The following is a 21,410-nucleotide window of genomic DNA, read 5'->3' as shown; positions in this document are numbered from 1 at the left end:
GCGATGAACCTGTCTGAACCGTTCATCCGGCGGCCGATTGCGACCACGCTGATTGCGATCGGCATCGCGCTGTTCGGCGTGCTTGCGTTCAAGCTGCTGCCGGTTGCACCACTGCCCGAAGTCGATTTCCCGACTATCAACGTGCAGGCCACGTTGCCTGGCGCCGATCCGACGACGGTCGCCACTTCGGTGGCGACGCCGCTCGAACGTCAGTTCGGCCAGATCTCCGGCATCACGCAGATGACGTCGGTGAGTTCGCTCGGCGCGACGCGCATCACGATGCAGTTCGATCTGAACCGCAATATCGACGGCGCTGCGCGCGATGTGCAGGCAGCCATCAATGCGGCACGTACCAACCTGCCTGCGAACCTCGACGGCAACCCGACCTACCGCAAGGTGAATCCGGCCGATGCGCCGATTCTGATCATCAGCCTCACGTCCGATTCGGCGACACGCGGCCAGTTGTACGACGCGGCTTCGACAGTGCTGCAACAGAAGCTGCTGCAAACACCAGGCGTTGGCGATGTCACGGTGGGCGGCGGCGCGCTGCCGGCCGTGCGCATCGAACTGAATCCGGATCGTGTGAGCCACTACGGCATCAGCCTCGAACAGATCCGCACGGCGATCTCGAACTCGAACGTCGATCTGCCGAAAGGCTCGGTGACGGCCAGCGGCAACGGCTACGAAATCGGCGCGAACGACATGCTGTATGCGCCCGCCGACTATCGTCCGCTGATCGTGCGGCGCAACGGCAACGATGTCGTGCATATCTCCGATCTCGGTTACGTGCGTCAGGACGTGGAGAACCTCGAGAACTACGGCCTTTCGAACGGCAAGCCCGCGGTGCTGCTGGTCGTGTTCAAGGAACCTGGTGCAAACGTCATCGATACGGTCGACAACGTCAAAGCCGCGCTGCCGTTTCTCGAAGCATCGATCCTGCCGACCATCAAGCTGAACATCCTGATGGATCGCACGACGACGATCCGTGCCTCGCTGCTCGACGTGGAAATCACGCTGGCGATCTCGGTGCTGCTCGTCACGCTCGTGACGTTCGCGTTCTTCCGCAACTGGCGCACGACGCTTGTGCCCGCGATCGTCGTGCCGCTGTCGCTGCTCGGCACGTTCGGCATCATGTACTTTCTCGGCTTCAGTCTGAACAACCTGTCGCTGATGGCGTTGACGATTTCGACGGGCTTTGTCGTCGACGATGCGATCGTTGTCGTCGAGAACATCATGCGGCATATGGAGCGCGGCGAGGGGCCGGTGCAGGCGGCGCTGTCCGGTGCGCGCGAAGTCGGCTTCACGGTGTTGACGATCAGCGTGTCGCTCGTTGCGGTGTTCATTCCACTGTTGCTGATGGGTGGCATTGTCGGGCGGTTGTTCCGCGAGTTTTCGGTGTCGCTGTCGGCAGCGATCCTGATGTCGATGCTGATTTCGCTGACGGTCACGCCGATGCTGTCCAGCATCGCGCTGCGTAGCAGCAACGCGGGGCATCACGAAGAGGAATATCCGGACTCGCGCTTTCATCGCTTCTATGCACGCACGCTTGGCTGGGTGATCCGTCGTCCGCTGCTGATGGGCTGCGTCACGCTGCTCGTGCTGGTGCTCAACGTCGTGCTCTACATCGTCGTGCCGAAGGGCTTTTTCCCGCAGGAAGATACGGGGCGACTGGTCGGGCAGATCCAGGCGTCGCAGAGCATCTCGTACCACGCGATGCAGCAGAAATTCCTGAAGATTAACCAGATCGTACTGAAGAATCCGAACGTGGCGTCGGTGGGCGGTTTTATCGGCGGCAGCAATGCGGTGAACAGCGCGCAGATGTTTATCACGCTGAAGCCACTCGGCGTGCGCAAGGCGAATGCGGACCAGGTGATCGCGCAGATCCGCCGTACGCTCGGCGATATTCCCGGCGCGCGGCTCTATCTGCAATCGGCGCAGGACATCACTGTGGGCGGCCGGCAGAGCGGCGCGCAATACCAGTTCACGATGACCGCGGACGATCAGACCGATCTCGACAAGTGGGTGCCGCAAGTCGTCGCGCAGATGCACAAGCTGCCGATTCTCCAGGACATCAATACCGACCAGCAGGACAACAGCATGCAGGCGGCCGTCAACGTGAATCGCGATACGGCGGCGCGCATGGGCGTTAACTTCGATTCGATCGATCAGGGGTTGTACGACGCGTTTGGCCAGCGCCAGGTGTCGACGATCTATAGGGCGGCGAACCAGTATCACGTCGTGATGGAACTGGCGCCGGAGTACTGGACGGATCCGTCTGCGCTGAAGGGGATCTATATCCCTTCGGGCGCGCCGAGTTCGACGGCGAGTGGGGCGAACGGCAGCGCTAGTCCAACGGCCGCGACGGTAGCGAGTGCGGCTTCGGCCGCGAGCGTTGCCTCGCCTTTGCCGACGGGCGCGCCCGCCACGACGACCGCGACACCGTCCACCGCTGCGCTGACGAACGGCAATGCGCTCGTACCATTGTCGTCGATGGCGAACTTCTCGATCCAGCGCACCGCGATCTCGATCAACCATCAAGGCACGTTCCCCGCCGTGACCGCGTCGTTCAATCTGCGCCCGGACGCGTCGATCGGCGAGGCTACGCAGCAGGTCGACGAATCGGTTGCGCAACTGCGTATGCCGGGCAGCATCATCGGACAGTTTGCGGGCACCGCGCAGGTGTTCCAGCAGTCGGTCGCCAGCGAGCCGCTCCTGATCGTCGCCGCGCTGCTGTCGGTGTATATCGTGCTCGGCATCCTGTACGAAAACCTGATGCATCCGCTCACCATTCTCTCGACGTTACCGTCGGCGGGTGTCGGCGCGCTGATCGCATTGCTCGTGACCAACACACAACTGTCGATCATCGCGCTCGTCGGCGTGATCCTGCTGATCGGCATCGTGAAGAAGAACGCGATCATGATGATCGACTTCGCGATCACTGAAGAGCGCGAGCGCGACCTCGAACCCGAGGAAGCGATTACGCGTGCCTGCATGATCCGCTTCCGGCCGATCATGATGACGACGATGGCGGCAATTCTCGGTGCGATGCCGCTGGTGTTTGGCTCCGGTTACGGGTCGGAATTTCGCAAGCCGCTTGGTATTTCGATCATCGGTGGGTTGCTGTTCAGCCAGGTGCTGACGCTGTACACGACGCCGGTGATCTATCTGTGGCTCGACCGGGCGTATCGCCGCCTGCGCCGTCGACGCAAGGAAGCTTGAGGATGAAACTACGATCTCTTCGCGCGGCGCGCCGCGGCGCATCTCGCCGTAGTACGCGTGCAGTGCTGTTATCCGGCGGATTCGCTGTTCCGCTTCTGCGTCGCGCATGCGCGGTTGCGGTCACGCTGAGCGTTGCCGCGTGCGCGGTCGGCCCCGACTATCACAAGCCACCGGTCGACGTACCCGCGACATTCAAGGAAGGCGTGGACTGGCAACGTGCGCAGGCCGACCCGCAGGCTTCGCTGTCGAGCACCTGGTGGCTTGCGTACCACGACGACACGTTGACGCATCTGATCGAGCAGTCGCAGCAGGCGAACCAGTCGATCGTCGCTGCGGAAGCCGCGTACCGGCTTGCACAAGCGACCGTCGCGGCCAGCACCGCGAGCCTGTTCCCGGTGATCTCCGCCGACGGGTCTGGGAGCCGCAGCCGCAACAGTTCGACATCGGGCGCGGGTTCAAACGGACTGACGACAGGCAGCACGAGCAATAACGGCACCACGGCGGGCGTGCGCAATACCGTCGGCGTAACGGCAGCAGCGAGCTGGGAGCCAGACCTGTGGGGCCAGGTGCGCCGCGAAATCGAGTCGAGCAAGGGCGCGGCGCAGGCATCCGATGCACAGCTCGCAGGGGAACGCCTGTCGATTGCCGCGACGCTCGCAACCGATTACTTCGCGCTGCGCCAGTTCGACGTCGACATCGGCTTGTTGCGCGAACAGCAACGTATTGACGCGCGCATTCTCGAGATGACACGCGTGAGTTTCCAGCAGGGGACGGCATCGAACGATAACGTGCTTGCCGCACAGGACACGCTCGAAGTGGTGATCGCCGATCTGCAGACGTCGCAGACTTCACGCGAACAGGATGAGCATGCAATTGCAGTGCTGATCGGTGTGCCGCCCGCGACGTTTTCACTAGCCGCGCAAACGGACTACACGTTTCCCGATCCGGCGATACCGCTGGCATTGCCGTCGCAACTGCTCGAGCGGCGTACCGACGTGGTCAGTGCAGAGCGCACGGCGGCATCGGCCAACGCGAAAATCGGTGTAGCGAAAGCAGCGTTCTTCCCGACGCTCACGCTGAGCGCCGAAGGTGGCTTTCAGCACAACACGTTCGCGAATCTGTTTTCGATGCCGAACCGCATCTGGACGCTCGGCCCCGACCTCGCGGCGACGATCTTCGACGGCGGTGCGCGCACGGCGGCTGTGCACGAAGCCGAAGCGACCTACGACGCGGACGTGGCGAACTATCGCGAGACGGTGCTCACCGCGTTCCAGAATGTCGAGGACAGTCTGTCGACCTGCAATCATCTGCGGCAACAGGCGCACGCGTTCGACAACGTGTATCAGCGCAACCAGCAGCTCTTTGCAAGCGAGAACGCGCAGTTGCAGGCCGGCACGGCAAGTGAAGAGGGGCTGCTTACGCAACAGTTGACGCTGTTGCTGGCGCAACAGAACCTGAAGGACACACAGGCGCTGCTGACACAGGGCAGTGTTGCACTGGTCAAGAATCTGGGCGGCGGCTGGCAGTGGGACGATCAGAAAGAGGCCGCCGTTGCGATGGCCGCGCCGGCCGCTGCGACTGCAGTTTCGCAGCCGGCGCCCGACGCAGATGCAACGACGACCTCTACTTCACACGCGGACTAACATCAGCCTCCCGTCAGGCGAATATCACGCGAGGATGCGCCGACATAGACCTTGCTGCCAGGAACGAACTTCCACGCATTGTTCGCGACATCCCAGATGCTCTGATCTTGCGGCGACACCACGAGCCTGACGGTCTGCTCTTCACCCGGTTGCAGGTTCAGGCGGTCCCATCCGGCGAGTCGCTTCGGTGGTTCGCTCGGATCGTTGATGCCGAGATACAGCTGCGGCACATCGACACCTGCAACCTGCCCATCGTTCTTGACCCGGAACGATACGATCAGGTCGTGCCACGGCGTGGTATGCACGGACAGACGCGAGTACTTGAAGTGCGTGTACGACAGGCCATACCCGAACTCGAACAGCGGCTTGATGTTCTGGCTGTCATACCAGCGATAACCCATTTTCAGCTTTTCGCTGTAGACCGGATTCGGCGAGAACGTGCCGTTTTGTCCCCACGTCGGCGTGTCCTGATCGCGGACCGGGAAGGTCACAGGCAACCGGCCTTCCGGATAGATCTTGCCGAACAGCAGGTTGGCAATCGCCGGTCCGCCGGCCTGACCTGGGAACCAGGCTTCGACCACGGCAGAGACGTTGTCGATCCACGGCATCAGCACAGGGTTGCCGTTTTCGAGTACGACGATCGTGTGCGGATTGACGTTTGCTACCGCCTGGACGAGTTCGTTCTGATTCGACGGGTTCGACAGACTCAGACTGCCGAGATCGGCGAAATCCTCGCCTGCTGGCTGCACCACGACGACGATGGCCACGTCGGACTTGCTGGCCAGCGCCACTGCCGCGTCGATCTGCTGCTGGGTGTAGGCGACGAACGGATTGTTCTGGTCGGTATTGCCCGAATAGGTGACCGTGGCGTTGGGCGCCATTTGCTGAATCGACTGGACGATTGTCGGATTCACCTTCAACCATGGAACTGGCCACCAGTGGCAGCCTGTGCCCGACGGGAACGTCAAGCCGCCGCACCCTGCGAACGCGCCGGTCACCGGGTCGCGCGTATTGCCTGACCCACCGCCCGCGAGAATGCCCGCATCGGCATGCCCACCGATCACCGCGATGTTCTTGAGGCTCGCTGCGGCAAGCGGCAGTTGTCCCTGGTTGTTCTTCAGCAAGACCATGCTGTGTTCCGCGGTTCTCTGCGCAAACGCGTTGGCCTGATCGAAGTCCACGGTGCCGCCAGGCTTCGCCGGGTCGTCCATCACGCCGAGGCGGATCATCGTGTAGAGCTTGCGTCGCACCATGTCGTCGAGGCGCGACTGGGTGATCGCATGGCTCTGCAGGGCCTGGGTCACGAGAGTCGGCGTCAGGAAGACGGTCGGTCCGACATCTTCTTCTTCATCAAGTCCGGCATTGATTGCATTCGCGGTGCTGTGAGTTGCACCCCAGTCCGATTGAATCTGCCCCTGGAATTGCCAGTCGTTTTTCAGAATGTCGTTCAGAAGGTGCTGGTTCTCGCAGGTATAGAAACCGTTGAGCATGTTGTAGCCGCACATCACGCTGCCGGGGTTGGCTTCCTTGACGGCGATCTCGAACGGCCGCAGATAGAGTTCGCGCAAGGTGCGCTCGTCGATCTGGCTGTTGCCGCCGCCGCGGCCGGTTTCCTGTTCGTTGCCGGCGAAGTGCTTGATCGTTGCGATGACTTTCTGGCTTTGCGTACCGCTCGTACGCTGCGCGAGCATTTCGCCCGCGAGCAGCGGATCCTCGCCGAGATATTCGAAGGTTCGGCCGCCGCGCGGTTCGCGCGTGAGATTCGTACCGCCGCCGAGTCCCATGGCGAAACCCTGCTCGCGCAGTTGCTTCGCGATCTGGGCACCGTAGTCATACGACAGTCGCCGGTTCCAGCTTGCGGCGACCGCGATCGTGGCAGGGAATGTCGTGCTCGGTTCCATGGTGCTGCCGCCGCCCGTCGACGAATCGACCATGTTCAGGTCGGGAATGCCCAGCCTGGGAACGCCCTGGATATAGCCGCCGCCGCCAAGCGGAACCTGGCTCATCTGGTACTCGGAGTGAATCAGTTGAAGCTTTTCATCCTGCGTGAGCAGGGCCAGCAGCGCCTTCGCGCGTAAGTTGGCCAGTCCGAGCGAAGCGGACAGGTTCGCTGCGGGGCTCGAAGCGGCCGCCGCTACGGCGGTCTTGGCGGATAGTTGCGCCGCAGCGCTGCCTGGGCTGCTGCCGCTATCTCCGCCGCAACCGCTCACCACACTCACTACGCCCGCCGTAGTGAGGATGCCTATCCATAATGAATAACGTGATCTCATGTCATCCCTCCATTGTTCGTGTCTAGTTCACTGCATGCGCCCTTGAAACAGGCAGATACGTACCGTGACTATTGATGCCGGCTCTGGTCGCCTCGTGCGCGCCGTAATGTGACGTTGGAGAAACGTAAAGAAATGCTATGCATCATGGATACGTGCCCGTTCGTCGTGCTGCGCGACGTGCGGACACTTTCATGATGCGAGCTGAAGTAATTACCCTCGACCCGAGGGGAGATTGTTGTTGCGCCAGGTGGGAAATCGCGTCGAATGGAAGCGCTTCCATTTAACATTTGGTAAGTTATCCAGCGCGCACAATGGGGTCAATCAGGGTTTATATGGAGCAGGGGGCGCCGGGGTTGCAGCAGGGCTACTGCAGGGCGTCGCTGCCATCGAGGTGCAGGCGTCGCAACAGGTCGCGGCCGCGTGTGGTTAGCTCCAGCGTCGAGCCGCGAGGATCGCGTCCTCGCACTTCCACGAGTTCGTAGCGACACAAGGCGAGAACGTCGGGATCGAATTCCTCGAAGCGCAAGGTTGCGTCGCGAAACAGCAGCAAGGTTGCGAGTTCGTGATGGCTCAACATTCGACACCTCCGTGGCGAGCACAGACAATGGCGTCATACTAGTGAGCCGCTTCTGACGTTTGGCTACAGGCTTTTTTCCGCGGATTACGCTGTTACATCGCTGACGAAAAGGCTTCGGATGACGCGGGTGGATGTAAGGCGGAACTGCGTTTGGGTACGACGACGCAGTTCAACGTTTGAGTGCCGCCAGCCGCGCACGCAGCTCCTCCGATACCAGCGAGTTTTCGTAACCTGTGCGTGAGATTAGCGCGTCGCGTTCGCCGGCTGCGATCTGGTTTAGCTGTGTCTTCATCGATCGCACGACACCTGGTTCGCACGCGCGAATCGCATCGACGTAGTGTGCGACGCGCTCGTTCAATGCATCGGTGTGGCTGTCGACGAGGTCGGTCAGAAAACCGATACGCAGCATTTCAGCGGCGTCGATCGTGATGCCGGTCAGGAACAGGCGCTTGGCGTTCGCGATGCCGAGTGCTGTGACATAGCGGCGCATGCCGCCGGGATAGTAGTGCAGCCCGATGCGCGCGGCGGGCATGAACATCTGCGCGCTGTTCACGCCGATACGGAAATCGCAGCACAGCGCGAGATCGGTTGCACCGCCGTAGACGCTGCCGTTCAATGCGCAGATTGTCGGTACCGGACATTGTTCGAGTGCATCGAGAAACGCTTCGAAGCGGCCGTCCAGTTGTTCGACGATGGCCGATAACGTGTAGCCGGAACTGAAGGTTTGCGTGCCCGTTCCTGTGATGACGAGCGCGCGGCATTCTTGCGATGCGCGCACGGTCTGTAGATGCTCCATCAATGGAGCGAGATCGTCTGGGTCGATCCGGTTGTGGTGATGCGGTCGATCGAGCGTGATTTCGGCGATCTGGTTGCGGATCGCAAAGCGCGGCGTGCCGCCGGTTGTTTCGTCGTTCATGGTGTTCGGGGAGTGGTGTGCGTTCGGGTTGAACAGGAAGGCTACACCGTCGCATATTCATGCGCTGCTTTTGCGCACGCGCATGCAGACAAAGAAAACCGCCGACAAATACACCGCTTTATCGCTGCGTTAGAAATGCCTTCAGGAAATCGTATAGCGGTTCTGTGGCCCGCCCATATAAACATTCCTGGCCAGCGACAAAATGCGTTCGCGGTGGCGATCGAATGCGGCAAGCACGGCCGATTCGTCCTGGGCTGTTTCGGGCCCGAGGCTCGATATCACCGAGTCATTGATGGCAAAAGCGATCTCGCGAGCATTGTCGTAGCCCCAGAAGCACACGCAGTGTCGTGAGGCATCGTAGCTGCGGCTGGGATTGGGGAAATTGAGCGCCATGTTCTCATCCCGGTTCTTGAGGCGTTGAGTATCGGTATCACGTCGCGAGGGGTTCTGCACGGCGTTGCGACCGGCAAACGGTGCTACAGGCGCGAGACAAACGAGATACATATGACGGATGGATACTCGAAACTTTCCAAGCTTTGCGATGAACAGTGCCCCCGCAGACTCGCGCGGTCAAGGGTTTGTTTGTAAGTGCGCTGCCTTGTATTTGCGACTGCAGAAAACCCGTGAAAATCACGCTGGATAGGTGGCATCCCGAATGTCAGGAGTTCACGATAAAAGCATCGTTTGTTGGTTTTTTATGAGGACGGATTCGCCGCTCAATACGCCATTGAATCGCATTTTTCGAAAGAAATGAAAATCAGATCAATCTGATTGGTGGCGTACTGCTCGTCAGACAATATGGCGCACCATTTCATTTACCGACTTCGTGCCGGCTCCGGCGTACCGTTGCTCCGCACGACGCTTTATATCCATGAATGAACCGGACTCCATCACCATCGAAGGCATTTTTGCCAGCCCTCGGTCCACGCTCTTCGACGGCGTTCCGTTCGGCCGCGAGTGGACGTACCGGGGCATGCATAACGCGCTAATCGCCTGGACGAAGACGACCTGCATGGACGTCGAGGCACCGCATAGCAGGTGCATCTGGACGCCTCCCGGCAAGGCAGCGGTCACGCCGCCGTCACTACCGGTTGTGCCGCCAGTCATCCCGGTTGCGCGAGTCTTGCCAGCTGTCTTGCCAGCTGCGGCAACCGTTCCAACTGCGGCTGCCATGCGCCGGCGACGCACAATACTTGCGACCGGCCTGAGCATCGGTGGATTCGGAATCATCGGTTGGCTCATCGTTGCGCACACGCCGACGTCTCACGTCACGACATCGGTCCAAGTGGTGTCCGGAACTACCGCTGGAGACTCCGTGCGACCGTCCATCCCGGCGCCCGGCGATATCGAGCAATCGCACAACCGGCTCGCTGCGACCACGCCCACGGCGAATGTGCCGCAAACCGTGCCGCCGGCATCACCGGAACGAATCGCTGGGGTGACTTCATCGTCTACTACACCGTTGTCGCAACACGACGCGACACGTACCGAGGCAGGTGCCAATAGCGCTGGCTTACGTGAGAAATTCCGGAGCGAACCTCTCGTCGTGGCACGCGCGACATCCGGGCCGGCAATCCGCAAGTCGGCCGTAGCGCCGGCACCGCGCGTCGTCGCTCGGGTTGCGCCGTCTCTGGATCCCGAGGATACGACTTCGCCTTTCTTTATGTCTGCGACACTGGAAGAAGCGGTCAAGATCTTCGACGACCCACTCCGTCAGGCCGCAACCGTGAGCGCAAGCACCACGCAGCCGGCGGCCGCATATGCAAATCCATCTCGGGGATCCGGTTCCGACTGGACGACCAGGCTGGCCCACCAACGTCTAACCGACGCACCGGACGCTTTTACGCGAAGCAGTTTCAAGGATGCAGCGCGATAGAGGGATTAACGTTCAAAGCCCAAGGATTGACTGGCTGGAACGAGGTTCGCGGCGAAGAATTCGCGTGATGAATGAGAGGCGAGAGTCGTACGAGGCAGACTGTCAGCGCGATGGCTTCAAGTTTGTCCTGACTGTAGACCGAGATGTGGGTGTCTTTGAGCTGCTACTGGTGTAGCGCCTGCCAAAGCTAGTTCGGCGCTGAAGCCGTGGCGGCAACCCGAGCACACTTCAACTTCACGTGGTGCTGGGTGTTTCAGCGGGCACGCAAGCGTATTGTGAAGTGCGGCACCTGGTACAAGACCAGATGCCGCACTTCAGACTTGCTGCGCCTGTATTACAGCGGCTTGATGTTAGCCGCTTGCAGACCCTTCGGGCCGCGCTTCGTTTCGTACGAAACCTTCTGGTTTTCAGCGAGCGTCTTGAAGCCTTCGCCGGTTACTTCGGAGAAATGCGCGAAAAGGTCTTCGCCGCCTGCATCCGGAGTAATGAAGCCAAAGCCCTTGCTGTCGTTAAACCACTTGACGGTACCGGTATCCATAATCAAATCCTTGGTGAAAAATAAAATGTGCTCCGGAATGGAGCGTTCGAAGCGATCAAGGAGTGAGAGGACCACGAATACCGCTAACACAGCGATCAATTGATGAGCAGCAATCGACTTTCTTGAACGTCGTCGCGCACAATACGCTGATGCGACCGGAAAGGTCAAGGACTATAAGAAATCGATGTAACCCGACTGTCGCACCAAATATCGGACGAAATACATCGCGACAACCTCGCCAAATGCAGCGATCATGCCTGAAGCGCGGCCGCTTTCGCGGCTGACGAAACGGGAGAAGCATGATGGCAAAGGGTCAGCTGCGCAGTAATCGCGAGGTGAAAAAACCTAAACAACCGAAAAAACCGGCGTCGCCCGCGGCCGGAGTATCCTGGGCGACTGCGCCGAAAACCGCGCCGGTCACTGTCCCCGTCAAGAAGAAATAGTGGAGCATTGAAGGCGCATCGAGCGAAATCTGCGCCTTGGTCACCCATCCCGCCGGCTACACGTCACAAGTTGCCCGACAAAACCTTCCGATGCATTTCACTTGTCAGCGCTTCGATGCGCTCGCTGAGTTGCCGCGTGAGTTCAGTCAGTTTCGTGTTCTGCTCGACAAGCGCGGTGAGTTGCGCGGTTTGCTCGCCAATCTGCACGGCACGCTGTTCGGCCGCGAGCGCCAGTTCTTCGCGATGTCGTGCGTCGGCGTCCGCATGCGCCTTGTCGCGATCGGCCTGACGCGTTTGCGCGAGCAGGATCAGCGGTGCGGCGTAGGCCGACTGCAGACTGAATGCAAGATTCAGCAGAATGAACGGGTAGACGTCGAACTTCGTCATGCCGGTCACGTTCGCTATAACCCATAGCAGCACGATCAGCGTTTGCGCGATCAGAAACGTCGGCGTGCCGAAGAAGCGCGCGAACGCTTCGGCTTTTAGCGCGAACCAGTCGTCGCCGAACGGCGACGACAGATGCGCGTAAGGAAGATGAAAACGCAGATGTATGCCGTGTGAATGATGCTTGGGCGTGTCGGTGGGGGGGAGGGTCGGCTCGGTCATGGGGAATCCTGTTCGGGGATGAGAACGGAGTGAGGCCGAAGGGAATCGTAGCGCAGCACGCGACGAAAGCCAGCAGTTTGCAGCGCAATGAAAATAACACGCGCCGGAGTAGAATCGATGACTGGATATCCGTCATGACATGCTTCGGTGCTGCGATGAAAACGCCTCCTGCCAATAATGAAAAAACGCGCAAGCGTCCTTCCACCCTGACGTTGAATATCCTGACCGCACTGGTTGGCGTGATCACGCTGGGCGCCGGTATCGGTTGGCTCATCTACACCTGGTTCGTCGATCTCGAAGTGCCGTACTTCGCGATTCCGCTAGTGGTCTGCGTACCGGTGATCGCAGCCGTTGCGTTTCGCAACCTCTGGGATTGATCGCGCGCTCATCGATGAGTCACAACGTCTCCGAACTTGTTCAGCCCACGCTGGTAGGTACGCTCGTCGAGCTTCATCCGCTGCGACCGGAACATGCATCCAGCCTGCTTGCGGCCGCGGCCGACGGCGAGTTGTGGAACATGAGCGTGACCGTCGTTCCCGGACCCACGACGATGCACGCGTACATCGCAAGCGCACTTGAAGGAAAGCGCGCCGGTACGGTGATGCCGTTTGTGATCGTTCGGCGCGATACCGGTGCGCTGGTCGGCAGTACACGCTTCTGGAAGATCGATCGCGCGAACCGGAAGATGGAAATCGGCCACACGTGGTTGAGCGAGTCGGTTCAACGCTCGGGCGTCAACACCGAAGCGAAGCTGCTGCTGCTGACCCACGCGTTCGAAGTCATGAGCGCAGTGCGTGTGCAGTTCACCACCGATGAACTCAACGAGAAATCGCGCGCGGCGATTCTGCGCATCGGTGCGAAACAGGAAGGCATTGTCCGGCACGAGCGCATCATGCCGGACGGGCGCAAACGCAACTCGGTGCGTTTCAGCATCATCGATTCCGAGTGGGCGGACGTGAAGGCGCTGCTGCAGCAGAAGATCGCGAGATCGGCTGCGTATTGACGACGAACAGCAAGCGACGACCAACAGCAAACACCCGTGATTCATTCAGTAGCAGTCGCTTCGTTCTCCATCTGCGCAAACACCTCCTTCAAAAACACGAGCGAATTTCTGACGGCGGGACCACCCGCATAGAACGTCAGTTGTAGAACTGTCTCGACGATCTGCTCTTTCGTCGCACCAACCCTCAGTGCTGCCTCGGCATGCGCGCGCAATTGCGGCATCGCATTGCCGAGCGTTACGCATGACGCGACGAGGATCAACTCGCGCGTTGCGAGGTCGAGTCCGGGTCGATCCATGATCGAACCGATCGACCATTCGATCGTCATGTCCGCAAACGCCGGGCAGATCTCCGCGACCTCGGCGACCATTGCCGCGCCGGCATGACCGCCGTGAAGCTGTTCGAACAGTTCGAGACCGCGGCGACGAAGAGGGGAATCGGTAGGCATCGTGTCACTCCTGAAGAGGTTGAAGGAAGCGGCCCGTCGGACATCGGCGCCGTCTGTGCCGTGCCTCTAATATCGTTGTTGACCGCTATGTTTTGAAGTAGGCTCGGGTGCCTTCACTCAGAACCATAGGTTCGGAATGCTCGATCGTCTGCTCAGCATGTCGGTGTTCGTCTGCGCCGCGGACCGGCGCAGTTTTGCCGCCGCCGCCGAAGTCTTCGGCATCTCGCCGACGATGGTCGGCAAGCACGTGCGCTTTCTCGAGGAGCGGGTCGGCGCGAAGCTGCTGAATCGCACGACGCGCCAGCAGTCGCTGACGGAAGTTGGGCGGCTCTACTACGAGCGGTGCCGGCAAGTGCTGGCCGATGCGGACGCAGCGGACGCGTGTGCCGATGAAATGCGCGCCGCGCCGCGCGGCGTATTGAAGGTACATGCGCCCGTATCGTTCGGCAGTCAGCGTCTCGTGCCTGCGCTTGCTCGCTATCTGCGGCGCTATCCCGGTGTCGATGTGGATCTGACGCTGGCCGATCGTCCGATCGACTGGGTCGAGAAGGGCTATGACGCGGCGATACAGATCGGCGAGCTGGCCGATTCGGGGTTCGTCGCGAGAGAGCTCAAGCGTTACCGGATGTGGCTATGCGCGGCGCCTGTGTACCTCGCGGAAGCGGGCATACCGCAAACGGCAGCCGATCTGAGTGCGCACAACTGTCTCGGCTTCAGCTACTGGCAGAAGAAGAACATCTGGCGGCTGAGTCGCGGCGAGCTGACGGAAAGCGTGCCGGTGAAGGGCCGTCTCACGGTGAACAACGGTCAGGCGCTGCGCACGGCGGCTATTGCGGGGCTCGGTGTCATCATGCAGCCTGAGGTGCTGGTCGAAGACGACGTTGCAACGGGCCGGCTGATTCGCCTTCTGCCCGACTACGAACTGCCGTCGCGGCCGGTGCATCTGTTGTATCTCGCGGACCGGCGGCTCACGTTGAAGTTAAGAAGCTTTGTCGACTTCGTGGTGGAGTCGTTGCGATAGCCGCGCGCTGTTCAGACGGGCACGCCGGAGATCAGCTTGTTGTACACCGCCCAGGTTTCGAACAACGCGGGCCACGCGTGAACGAGCGAGCCAGGCTGACCCATCCCCCAGCCGTGACCGCCCGCCTGGAAGATGTGCATCTCGGCGAGCACGTCGTTTTTGCGCAGCGCGTTGAACATCATCAGGCTGTTGTCGACTGGCGAGACCGGATCGTCCTTTGCCTGTGCGAGAAAAGTGGGCGGCGAGGTGCCGGTGACCTGCCGGTCCACTGAGAATTCGATTGCCTCTGCGAGGCTCGGATGCTCGCCGATCAACTGACGGCGCGTTTCCGTGTTGTCGAACGGCGGCACCAGACTCAACACCGGGTAGATCAAACCAGCGAAACCGGGCTTTGACGAGAGCTTGTCGGTTGCATCGATAGATGCGTACCGGTCGATTTGCGACGTGACCGCCGTCATACCGGCCAGATGTCCGCCCGCGGAAAAACCCAGCACACCGATGCGTTGAACGTCGATGCCGAACGAAGGCGCGGCCGCGCGGATAACGCGCATGGCACGCTGGCCGTCCTGCAGCGGCGCGGTCCGTACCCATCCCTCGTCGGGCAGGCGGTAGATCAGTTCGAACGCAGTCACGCCGAGCGATTGCAGCCATCGACACGCCGGCCCGCTCTCGCTGCCGAGTTCGATATGCCGGTAACCGCCGCCGCTGATCACCAGAACCGCAGCACCATTTGCCTTGCGTGGCCGATAGACGTTCATGCGCGGGTGCGAGACGTTGGTCACCGAACCTTTTGCGCTGACGTGTTCGGGGCCGGTGGGGCCGCTACCGCCCGGCATCTTGCCGCTCGGCCATAGCGCCAGCGATTCCGAAGCGCGGCTCGCGGTGCGGGCATCACGGACGTCGCTGACGTCACTGACATCGCGAAGCCCGCGATGCTTCTCGCCACGGGCAAACGCCATCGTAGCGACGGCGGACAGCCCAGCGCCCATGATCAATCGACGATTCCTGTTCACACCGTTTCCTTGCGATTGTTGCGAAAGCGAACGCGCGTCGTCGCATGCGATGAAGTTCATGCGAAAAGCGGCGCTGGAAACGTAGCTTATCGATCGTCGTATGGGACGTAAAATATATATTTACGTAGCCTGCGATATTTGGAAAATATCGCAGGCGTCACACCGGGCATCACACGACACCCAGCACCACACGCTCAGCCAGGCAACGCAGCGTAGGCCGTGGCGAGATGGTAGGGCGTGGTCGACGGCATGTCGGCGCGCGCGACGTTGCCATCGGGCGTCTTGCATTCGAACCAGCCATGCGGCTGCAAAAACCGCTCGCGAAAACGCGCGATCTGCGGTGTCAATTCCGCTTGCACGGCAGCGTCGTCGTGGGTGGCGAGCGCGCGCAGATATTCGCTTTGTGCCCAGATGCGCTGGGTTGCATCCTTGACGCGCCCGGTTTCGTCGAGCGCCGCGTGCACGCTGCCCGTCGCCGTGTCGATACCATGCCGCTGCGCGAATGCAAACGCGCGCGGCAGCGCATCGGCGAGCCCCGATCCATCGAGCAATGCGCCAGCACGCCGCACGAGCCAGAACCATTCGAACTGATGACCCGGCTCAAGACGATTATCGTCGGCACCGATCGGCAGCTCGGCGATGCAACCGGTCGGCGTGTGGACGAACGTGCGTGCAACAGCGCCGCCGAGTTGCCGCAACGCGTCGTCGTAGGCGGCGTCATGCGTTGCTTCGCGGGCGGCGAGCCAGGCTTCGGTTAAATGCATCAACGGGTTTTGCAGCGGTGCGCCAGTGACGTTCGAGAAGTCCGCATCGAGAGCCGCGTTGAGCAAACCATCAGACGCGGCGAAGCGTTCGGTGATGAGCGCGGATGTGTGCTGCACGATATCGAGCGCTTCGCTGTTGCCCGAGCGCGCACCGTATTCGGCGCAAGCGAACACGATGAATGCGTGGGTATACAGGTCTTTTGTCGTATCGAGCGGCGCACCTTTTTCGTCGACGCTGTAAAACCATCCGCCGCGCGTGCTGTCAAGAAAGTAGCGGCGCAGCGAGTCGAACAGCGTATCGGCATGTGCGGCATCGCCCGCCTGCGAAAACACAAACAGCTGGCGTGCGCATGCCATGGCGCGGTAGCGTACGGCAGGCAGCGCAGTACGCCCGTCGCTGTGCACCGCCTCATACGGCAGATGCAATGTCGTGTTGAAACCAGGACCGCGCCAGGCCGGCAGAACGACCTGTGCGAAATGCTCGCGTAGTTGCGCAGCGGCGGAAATGGCGGAAATGGCGGAAGTGGACAGGGGTGCGGACGGGTTCATGCGTGTGTATCGTGAAGTCGGGTAGAGGGCGACGGATGCAGCACTGTACACCGGCTGGACCGGGGCGCAGCGCCCGGGCTTGCATCCGGCACGGTGTCACGGCTGGGCGAGCTCTGATTCATCGATATCGATAAGGAGGTAAAGCAATGCTGGGGAATGTAGAACTCATCTCACGACTGATCGTGGCTGCCGCACTCGGCAGCGTCATCGGCTTCGAGCGGGAACGGCTTTCCTGGGCTGCGGGGCTACGTACACACATGCTCGTGTGCGTGGGGTCTGCGCTCATCATGATCGTCTCGGCATTCGGTTTCGCAGACGTACTGGGCGGCGACCACATCGTGCTCGATCCGTCGCGGATGGCAGCCCAGGTCGTGTCCGGCATCGGCTTTCTCGGCGCGGGCTCGATCCTGCTGCGCGGCGAGATTGTCCGCGGGCTAACGACGGCGGCCAGCCTCTGGTCGGTCGCAGCCATCGGTCTTGCGGTGGGCGGCGGGTTGTACACCGCATCGATCGCAGCGACGGTGATCATCCTGATCATTCTCGCGGGTATCAAGCCGATCGAGCGGCGTTTCATCACGGTCAAGCAGCGACGCCAGTTCACCATGCTGGTTGAACGCGGCGCGCTCACGTTTCATTCGCTGCACGACGCACTCGGTACGGCGAGCCCGCGCGTAAAGCAGTTCGTCATGCAGCAAAGCGACGACGCACCCGAGTTCGATGTGGTGATGATCACGCTGCACCGGGTGTCGGCACCCGAATATGCGGCGATCTGCCAGCAACTGCGACAACTGCCCGGCGTGAAAGAATTCAAGGAGGAGAACTTGCCATCGTGATGCGAGCGCGCCCGGGCGTGCGACAATGCGGTCTTCAAAAAAACACAGACCGCATCGCGCAGCAGCGACCGGCGCCCGATGTCCGGCGACGAGCGCTGCGCGACTACTCTTTTCTTGCATCGCTATGGCAGCAGATTCCGCAGATCCCCACGCATCCCCCACCACCCGGCGGCGCCGTTCCGACGCAGCGAAGCCGCAAGCCTCGAGCGTTTCGACTGAAACCGAGAACAAGCTTGCACGCGCCGCGCAATCCGCGCAGCGCCTTGCCCAGCTGAGCGACGTTCCCAGCGACGACAGCACGCTCGACCTGTTCCCCGACGATCCCACTCGCGCGACGCTGCAGGCGATGAATATCGACGTTCGCCAGGGCACGCTGTCGGGGTTCGAGTTGCCGGAAGTGGTGCTCGCTGCGATTGGGGCACCGGACGGCACCGATACGAAGGCCGTGCGGCGCGTTTCGCGCTCGCCGAAATCCGACGACACCACACCGGAGGCGGTAACGGGTGAGCGTGCTGGCCAGTGGAGCGATGCACCTGCTTCGGCCAACGTTGGCGAACCGGCCGCGAACGTGAACGCTACAAGCGGTACGTCGCAACCGGCAGTCGAATCTGCGGAACCGGCCGTATCGGACGAGGCCGCACAGGCCAGTGCGACGGCAAGCGTGGCGCGCAGCATCGCCGCGCTGCGTCAGTCACCCGATGACGCAACCGTGTCCTCGTCCGGCACGACGAGCGGCACTAAGCCGGCAACGCCGCCGCAACGTTTCGCCGCGACGTTTGCAAAAGCTGCGAGCGCATCGCGCGAAGCGGGCACATCGGCGTCAGCAACACCGTCAACGGAAGCACCTCCTGCCGATACAGCAGCGAGTACCACCCACACTGCGTCGAGTGCCGCCACAACACCCGCACCGTCCACATCGAGCACGTTCCGCGCAATACCGCCCGCGGCTACACCGATGCAGCATGAGACCCCGCGCGCCACGCCTGAGCTCGATCGCGCCCGCGCCACGGCATTCGCCGATACCGTCGATGCGCTGTACGGCGTGATCGCCGATCAACGTCGCTCGGCAACCGATCACTCGCGTCGTATGAAGTGGATGCTGTCGATCGTCGTGGGTGCGTTGCTCGTGACGGTCGCGATCGGTATCGCGCAAACGCTGCTGCTGATGCGTCTCGCGCGCAACACGATGCTGCAGCAACAGCGTATGGAGCAGATGATGCTGAACCAGCAGGCGACGCTCGCGACGCTGCTCGACACCGATTCGGCCACGGTACCGGTACCCGCTGCAACGGCGCCCGCGCCGGCAGCGGCGCAACCGCGTCCGGCGGCGCCGGCCCGGCATCCTTCGAAAGCGCAGCACGGGCATAAGTCGAAGCCGACGAACGCGCACTGAGCTTTGCGAGCCCGCGGTTGGCGCGGGTACTGGCGAGGCGGGTTGCGGCTATTCGGCGCCGCGTCCTGCCGCCTTTCCTTTCCGCCGGTGGCTCCCCCCATTCCCTCTAGCCGGCCGTAACGCTTGCCAGGCGTGCGTTTGCGCGTGGCGAAGGAGACCGGCTCTGACCGCGAGTCAGCCACTCGCCCGTTGCATTGATGCAACGCATCAACCGCCTTCCCACCGTAGAAACACCATCAATTGTTAAAAATGGTGCGATGCACTAGACATCGACTAGGGAAAACCCTAGAATTCAACTTAAGGGAAAACCCTAGTCATCTATCAACCGGGAGTCGCCATGAGCTTTATCCTCGCACTGTTTCAAAAGGTCAGCGGCCTCTTCGCGTCGCCGCATCTGCCGATGGACTCGGATTACTCGTACGAAGCGCGCGCACGTGAAGCGCAACGCGTTCGCGAGTCGCAGTCCACGCTGTTCGGTATCCGCCTGATCGACTGAACACAGCTGACATCGCGCGGTCTGTTTCGCGCATCGTCGGTAAGCGGCGTGTCCTGTCTGGACGCGCCGTTTTGTTTTGTCTGACGGTTTTGCGCTTCGAGTCATCCACACCTCTGCTTTTACGCGATATTTCGAGACCGAAATGAATGTAACGACCGCTGACCGGCCGCGCCGGCAGACGGTTGCCGCGTGCCTTCCGATCGCCCCGATAAACAGCGGTCCGACCGTATCGATACGGTTTTTTACCTCCCGGTCATCCTGAAATCTGCGCTTACAAGTCCTCACGTATTCACGCGGCATCGGTCGCTAGAGTGGATTGCAAGCGCGGGGCCGAATCACGACGACATGTCCAGTTAATCGGGCACGCCGACCGCCTCGCGGCAAACCTGAGAAAAAGGGAGATGTTCCATGAAGACACGCAACAGGGTTTCGCAAACGATCCTCGCCGCAGCGCTCGCAGGCGGTGCACTACTGGCTGCAAGCAGTGCGTTCGCGCAGGCGGTGGTATACGAACAGCCGCAGATGATGCCGGTTGGTGTGCAGATCAATATCGGCTGGCACGGCGATCGGTATTGGGACGGTCACCGCTACTGGGCGCACGACGAGTGGATGCACCGCCATCCGCACGATCGGGATCCGCGGCGCGACCACGATCGTCGTCCTTAACGGGCGCGGTGTAACGAGCAGTCAACCCGATGCGGCGTGGGGCGGCGTCGGGTAGCAGGCCCAGCAAGGCCGGCGTTCGCAAGGGCGCCGGCCTTTGCTGCATCTGGCGTCGCGAAGCGGCGCGTTGGGCTATTCTCTGGAGCTTCTATCGAAGGCTCGGCAGGGGAACAGCTTGGATAACGTGGATACTTCGCGCGCCAGTACTTCGCGCATCGATTGGCCCGGCACGACCGTCATCGGCGTGATCGGCAGCGGGTTGATGGGCGTCGGCATCGCTACGCAAAGCGCGTTGCATGGCTACCGGACGATCGTGTACGACGTCGATGAATCGCGCCTTGCGAGTGTTGCGTCGAAGGCCGAGGCGATCCTCGACGAACTGCTCGACGCCGGTCGTATCGACCTTGCGGCAAAGCAGGCCGCGCTGGCGCGCATCGAGCGTAGCGCGCAGCTCGACGCGATGGCCGTTGCAGACTTCGTGATCGAAGCGATTCCCGAAGTACTCGAACTCAAGCATCGTCTGTATGCGTCGCTTGCGGAAGTGCTTGGCGAGGCCGCGATTTTCGCGAGCAATACCAGCGGCTTTCCGCCCGACCGGCTCGCGTCCGCTTTGCAGGCACCCGAACGTTTCGTCATCGCGCACTTCTGGAATCCGCCGCACCTGATTCCGCTCGTCGAGGTCGTGCCCGGTTCGGCCACGTCCGCCGACGTCACGGCCCGTACCGTCGCGCTGATGGAAGCGATCGGCATGGAACCGGTCGTGCTCACGAAAGCGATTCCGGGGTTTGTCGGTAACCGGTTGCAGTTTGCGCTGCTGCGCGAAGCGCTCAACATCGTGCGCTCGGGGGCGGCTTCGCCGGAAGTCGTGGATCGCGTGATGAAGGCATCGCTCGGGCGTCGCTGGAGCATTGTCGGTCCGCTCGAAAGCGCGGACCTGGGTGGCCTCGATACGCTGCTCAATGTCGGCACACATCTGCTGCCCGAACTCGCCACCGATAACGACGTGCTCGATCTACTGCGCGAACAGGTGGACGCAGGCCGCGTCGGCGTGCGGAGCGGCGCGGGCTTTTACGAATGGGACGAGGCGCGTCTTGCGCAAGTCCGCGCGCTGCGCAAGCGTTTGATTGGCGGAGGATAAGCC

21 protein-coding genes are annotated in these 21,410 nt (G+C 61.4%); 10 read left to right on the top strand and 11 right to left on the bottom strand.

Annotated features, from left to right (window positions below; genetic code table 11):
* The first annotated feature begins 3 nt into the window (after window positions 1-3).
* The gene (locus M0D65_RS21995) at window positions 4-3,219 is read left to right on the top strand and encodes an efflux RND transporter permease subunit (RefSeq protein ID WP_266254550.1); all 3,216 of its coding nucleotides are present in this window, start codon (window positions 4-6) and stop codon (window positions 3,217-3,219) included.
* 2 nt (window positions 3,220-3,221) lie between these two features.
* Window positions 3,222-4,862 carry an efflux transporter outer membrane subunit gene (locus tag M0D65_RS21990; RefSeq protein ID WP_266254549.1) on the top strand — a complete coding sequence of 547 codons (1,641 nt, stop codon included), beginning with the start codon at window positions 3,222-3,224 and terminating at the stop codon, window positions 4,860-4,862.
* A gap of 2 nt (window positions 4,863-4,864) precedes the next feature.
* Here M0D65_RS21990 and M0D65_RS21985 read toward each other — a convergent pair whose 3' ends face one another.
* From M0D65_RS21985 to M0D65_RS21950, 8 genes are all read right to left on the bottom strand, one after another.
* Window positions 4,865-7,132 (bottom strand): glycoside hydrolase family 3 protein, encoded by a 2,268-nt coding sequence (locus M0D65_RS21985; RefSeq protein WP_266254548.1) that lies wholly within the window; start codon window positions 7,130-7,132, stop codon window positions 4,865-4,867.
* Between the two features lie 364 nt (window positions 7,133-7,496).
* Window positions 7,497-7,709: a hypothetical protein gene (locus M0D65_RS21980; protein WP_091012388.1), complete on the bottom strand. Its 213-nt coding sequence runs from the start codon at window positions 7,707-7,709 to the stop codon at window positions 7,497-7,499.
* 169 nt (window positions 7,710-7,878) lie between these two features.
* Window positions 7,879-8,625, bottom strand: coding sequence for an enoyl-CoA hydratase/isomerase family protein (locus tag M0D65_RS21975; RefSeq protein WP_266254547.1), 747 nt, complete (start codon window positions 8,623-8,625; stop codon window positions 7,879-7,881).
* 141 nt (window positions 8,626-8,766) lie between these two features.
* Window positions 8,767-9,018 (bottom strand): DUF1488 domain-containing protein, encoded by a 252-nt coding sequence (locus M0D65_RS21970; protein ID WP_266254546.1) that lies wholly within the window; start codon window positions 9,016-9,018, stop codon window positions 8,767-8,769.
* 396 nt (window positions 9,019-9,414) lie between these two features.
* Window positions 9,415-9,855 carry a hypothetical protein gene (locus M0D65_RS21965; RefSeq protein WP_266254545.1) on the bottom strand — a complete coding sequence of 147 codons (441 nt, stop codon included), beginning with the start codon at window positions 9,853-9,855 and terminating at the stop codon, window positions 9,415-9,417.
* A 980-nt stretch (window positions 9,856-10,835) separates the two neighbouring features.
* On the bottom strand, window positions 10,836-11,039 hold the full coding sequence (locus M0D65_RS21960; RefSeq protein ID WP_091012403.1) for a cold-shock protein: 204 nt from the start codon (window positions 11,037-11,039) through the stop codon (window positions 10,836-10,838).
* 313 nt (window positions 11,040-11,352) lie between these two features.
* Window positions 11,353-11,526, bottom strand: coding sequence for a hypothetical protein (locus M0D65_RS21955; RefSeq protein ID WP_170275640.1), 174 nt, complete (start codon window positions 11,524-11,526; stop codon window positions 11,353-11,355).
* Between the two features lie 19 nt (window positions 11,527-11,545).
* A complete protein-coding gene (locus tag M0D65_RS21950) occupies window positions 11,546-12,088 on the bottom strand; it encodes a DUF1003 domain-containing protein (protein WP_266254544.1) in 543 nt (180 codons plus the stop codon).
* A gap of 155 nt (window positions 12,089-12,243) precedes the next feature.
* Between M0D65_RS21950 and M0D65_RS21945 the strand changes: the two genes are divergently transcribed.
* Window positions 12,244-12,465 carry a hypothetical protein gene (locus M0D65_RS21945; RefSeq protein ID WP_091012866.1) on the top strand — a complete coding sequence of 74 codons (222 nt, stop codon included), beginning with the start codon at window positions 12,244-12,246 and terminating at the stop codon, window positions 12,463-12,465.
* A gap of 14 nt (window positions 12,466-12,479) precedes the next feature.
* Window positions 12,480-13,091, top strand: coding sequence for a GNAT family N-acetyltransferase (locus M0D65_RS21940; protein ID WP_266254542.1), 612 nt, complete (start codon window positions 12,480-12,482; stop codon window positions 13,089-13,091).
* Window positions 13,092-13,132: 41 nt separating this feature from the next.
* On the opposite strand, the gene M0D65_RS21935 is transcribed toward M0D65_RS21940, so the two are convergent.
* The gene (locus M0D65_RS21935) at window positions 13,133-13,537 is read right to left on the bottom strand and encodes a carboxymuconolactone decarboxylase family protein (protein ID WP_266254541.1); all 405 of its coding nucleotides are present in this window, start codon (window positions 13,535-13,537) and stop codon (window positions 13,133-13,135) included.
* Window positions 13,538-13,673: 136 nt separating this feature from the next.
* Between M0D65_RS21935 and M0D65_RS21930 the strand changes: the two genes are divergently transcribed.
* Window positions 13,674-14,558, top strand: a complete 885-nt coding sequence (locus tag M0D65_RS21930) for a LysR family transcriptional regulator (RefSeq protein WP_266254540.1) — start codon at window positions 13,674-13,676, stop codon at window positions 14,556-14,558.
* A gap of 11 nt (window positions 14,559-14,569) precedes the next feature.
* On the opposite strand, the gene M0D65_RS21925 is transcribed toward M0D65_RS21930, so the two are convergent.
* Entirely contained in the window at window positions 14,570-15,571 is a 1,002-nt protein-coding gene (locus M0D65_RS21925; protein ID WP_266254539.1) for an alpha/beta hydrolase, read from the bottom strand.
* 194 nt (window positions 15,572-15,765) lie between these two features.
* Window positions 15,766-16,884: an AGE family epimerase/isomerase gene (locus tag M0D65_RS21920; RefSeq protein WP_266254538.1), complete on the bottom strand. Its 1,119-nt coding sequence runs from the start codon at window positions 16,882-16,884 to the stop codon at window positions 15,766-15,768.
* 146 nt (window positions 16,885-17,030) lie between these two features.
* Between M0D65_RS21920 and M0D65_RS21915 the strand changes: the two genes are divergently transcribed.
* The 5 genes from M0D65_RS21915 to M0D65_RS21895 all read left to right on the top strand — a co-directional run bounded on the left by M0D65_RS21915 (window position 17,031) and on the right by M0D65_RS21895 (window position 21,407).
* Window positions 17,031-17,717, top strand: coding sequence for an MgtC/SapB family protein (locus M0D65_RS21915; RefSeq protein ID WP_091012416.1), 687 nt, complete (start codon window positions 17,031-17,033; stop codon window positions 17,715-17,717).
* A gap of 124 nt (window positions 17,718-17,841) precedes the next feature.
* Window positions 17,842-19,110: a hypothetical protein gene (locus M0D65_RS21910; protein ID WP_266254537.1), complete on the top strand. Its 1,269-nt coding sequence runs from the start codon at window positions 17,842-17,844 to the stop codon at window positions 19,108-19,110.
* A 337-nt stretch (window positions 19,111-19,447) separates the two neighbouring features.
* Complete coding sequence (locus tag M0D65_RS21905; protein WP_170275672.1) at window positions 19,448-19,606, top strand: hypothetical protein; 159 nt, start codon at window positions 19,448-19,450, stop codon at window positions 19,604-19,606.
* A 408-nt stretch (window positions 19,607-20,014) separates the two neighbouring features.
* Window positions 20,015-20,272: a hypothetical protein gene (locus tag M0D65_RS21900; protein WP_266254536.1), complete on the top strand. Its 258-nt coding sequence runs from the start codon at window positions 20,015-20,017 to the stop codon at window positions 20,270-20,272.
* A gap of 211 nt (window positions 20,273-20,483) precedes the next feature.
* Window positions 20,484-21,407, top strand: a complete 924-nt coding sequence (locus tag M0D65_RS21895) for a 3-hydroxyacyl-CoA dehydrogenase family protein (RefSeq protein ID WP_266254652.1) — start codon at window positions 20,484-20,486, stop codon at window positions 21,405-21,407.
* Window positions 21,408-21,410: the final 3 nt, after the last annotated feature.

Origin of the sequence: Paraburkholderia sp. CHISQ3, from assembly GCF_030464945.1 — a bacterium.
Lineage (GTDB): Bacteria > Pseudomonadota > Gammaproteobacteria > Burkholderiales > Burkholderiaceae > Paraburkholderia > Paraburkholderia megapolitana.
This window is presented reverse-complemented; position numbering and strand designations above follow the sequence as displayed.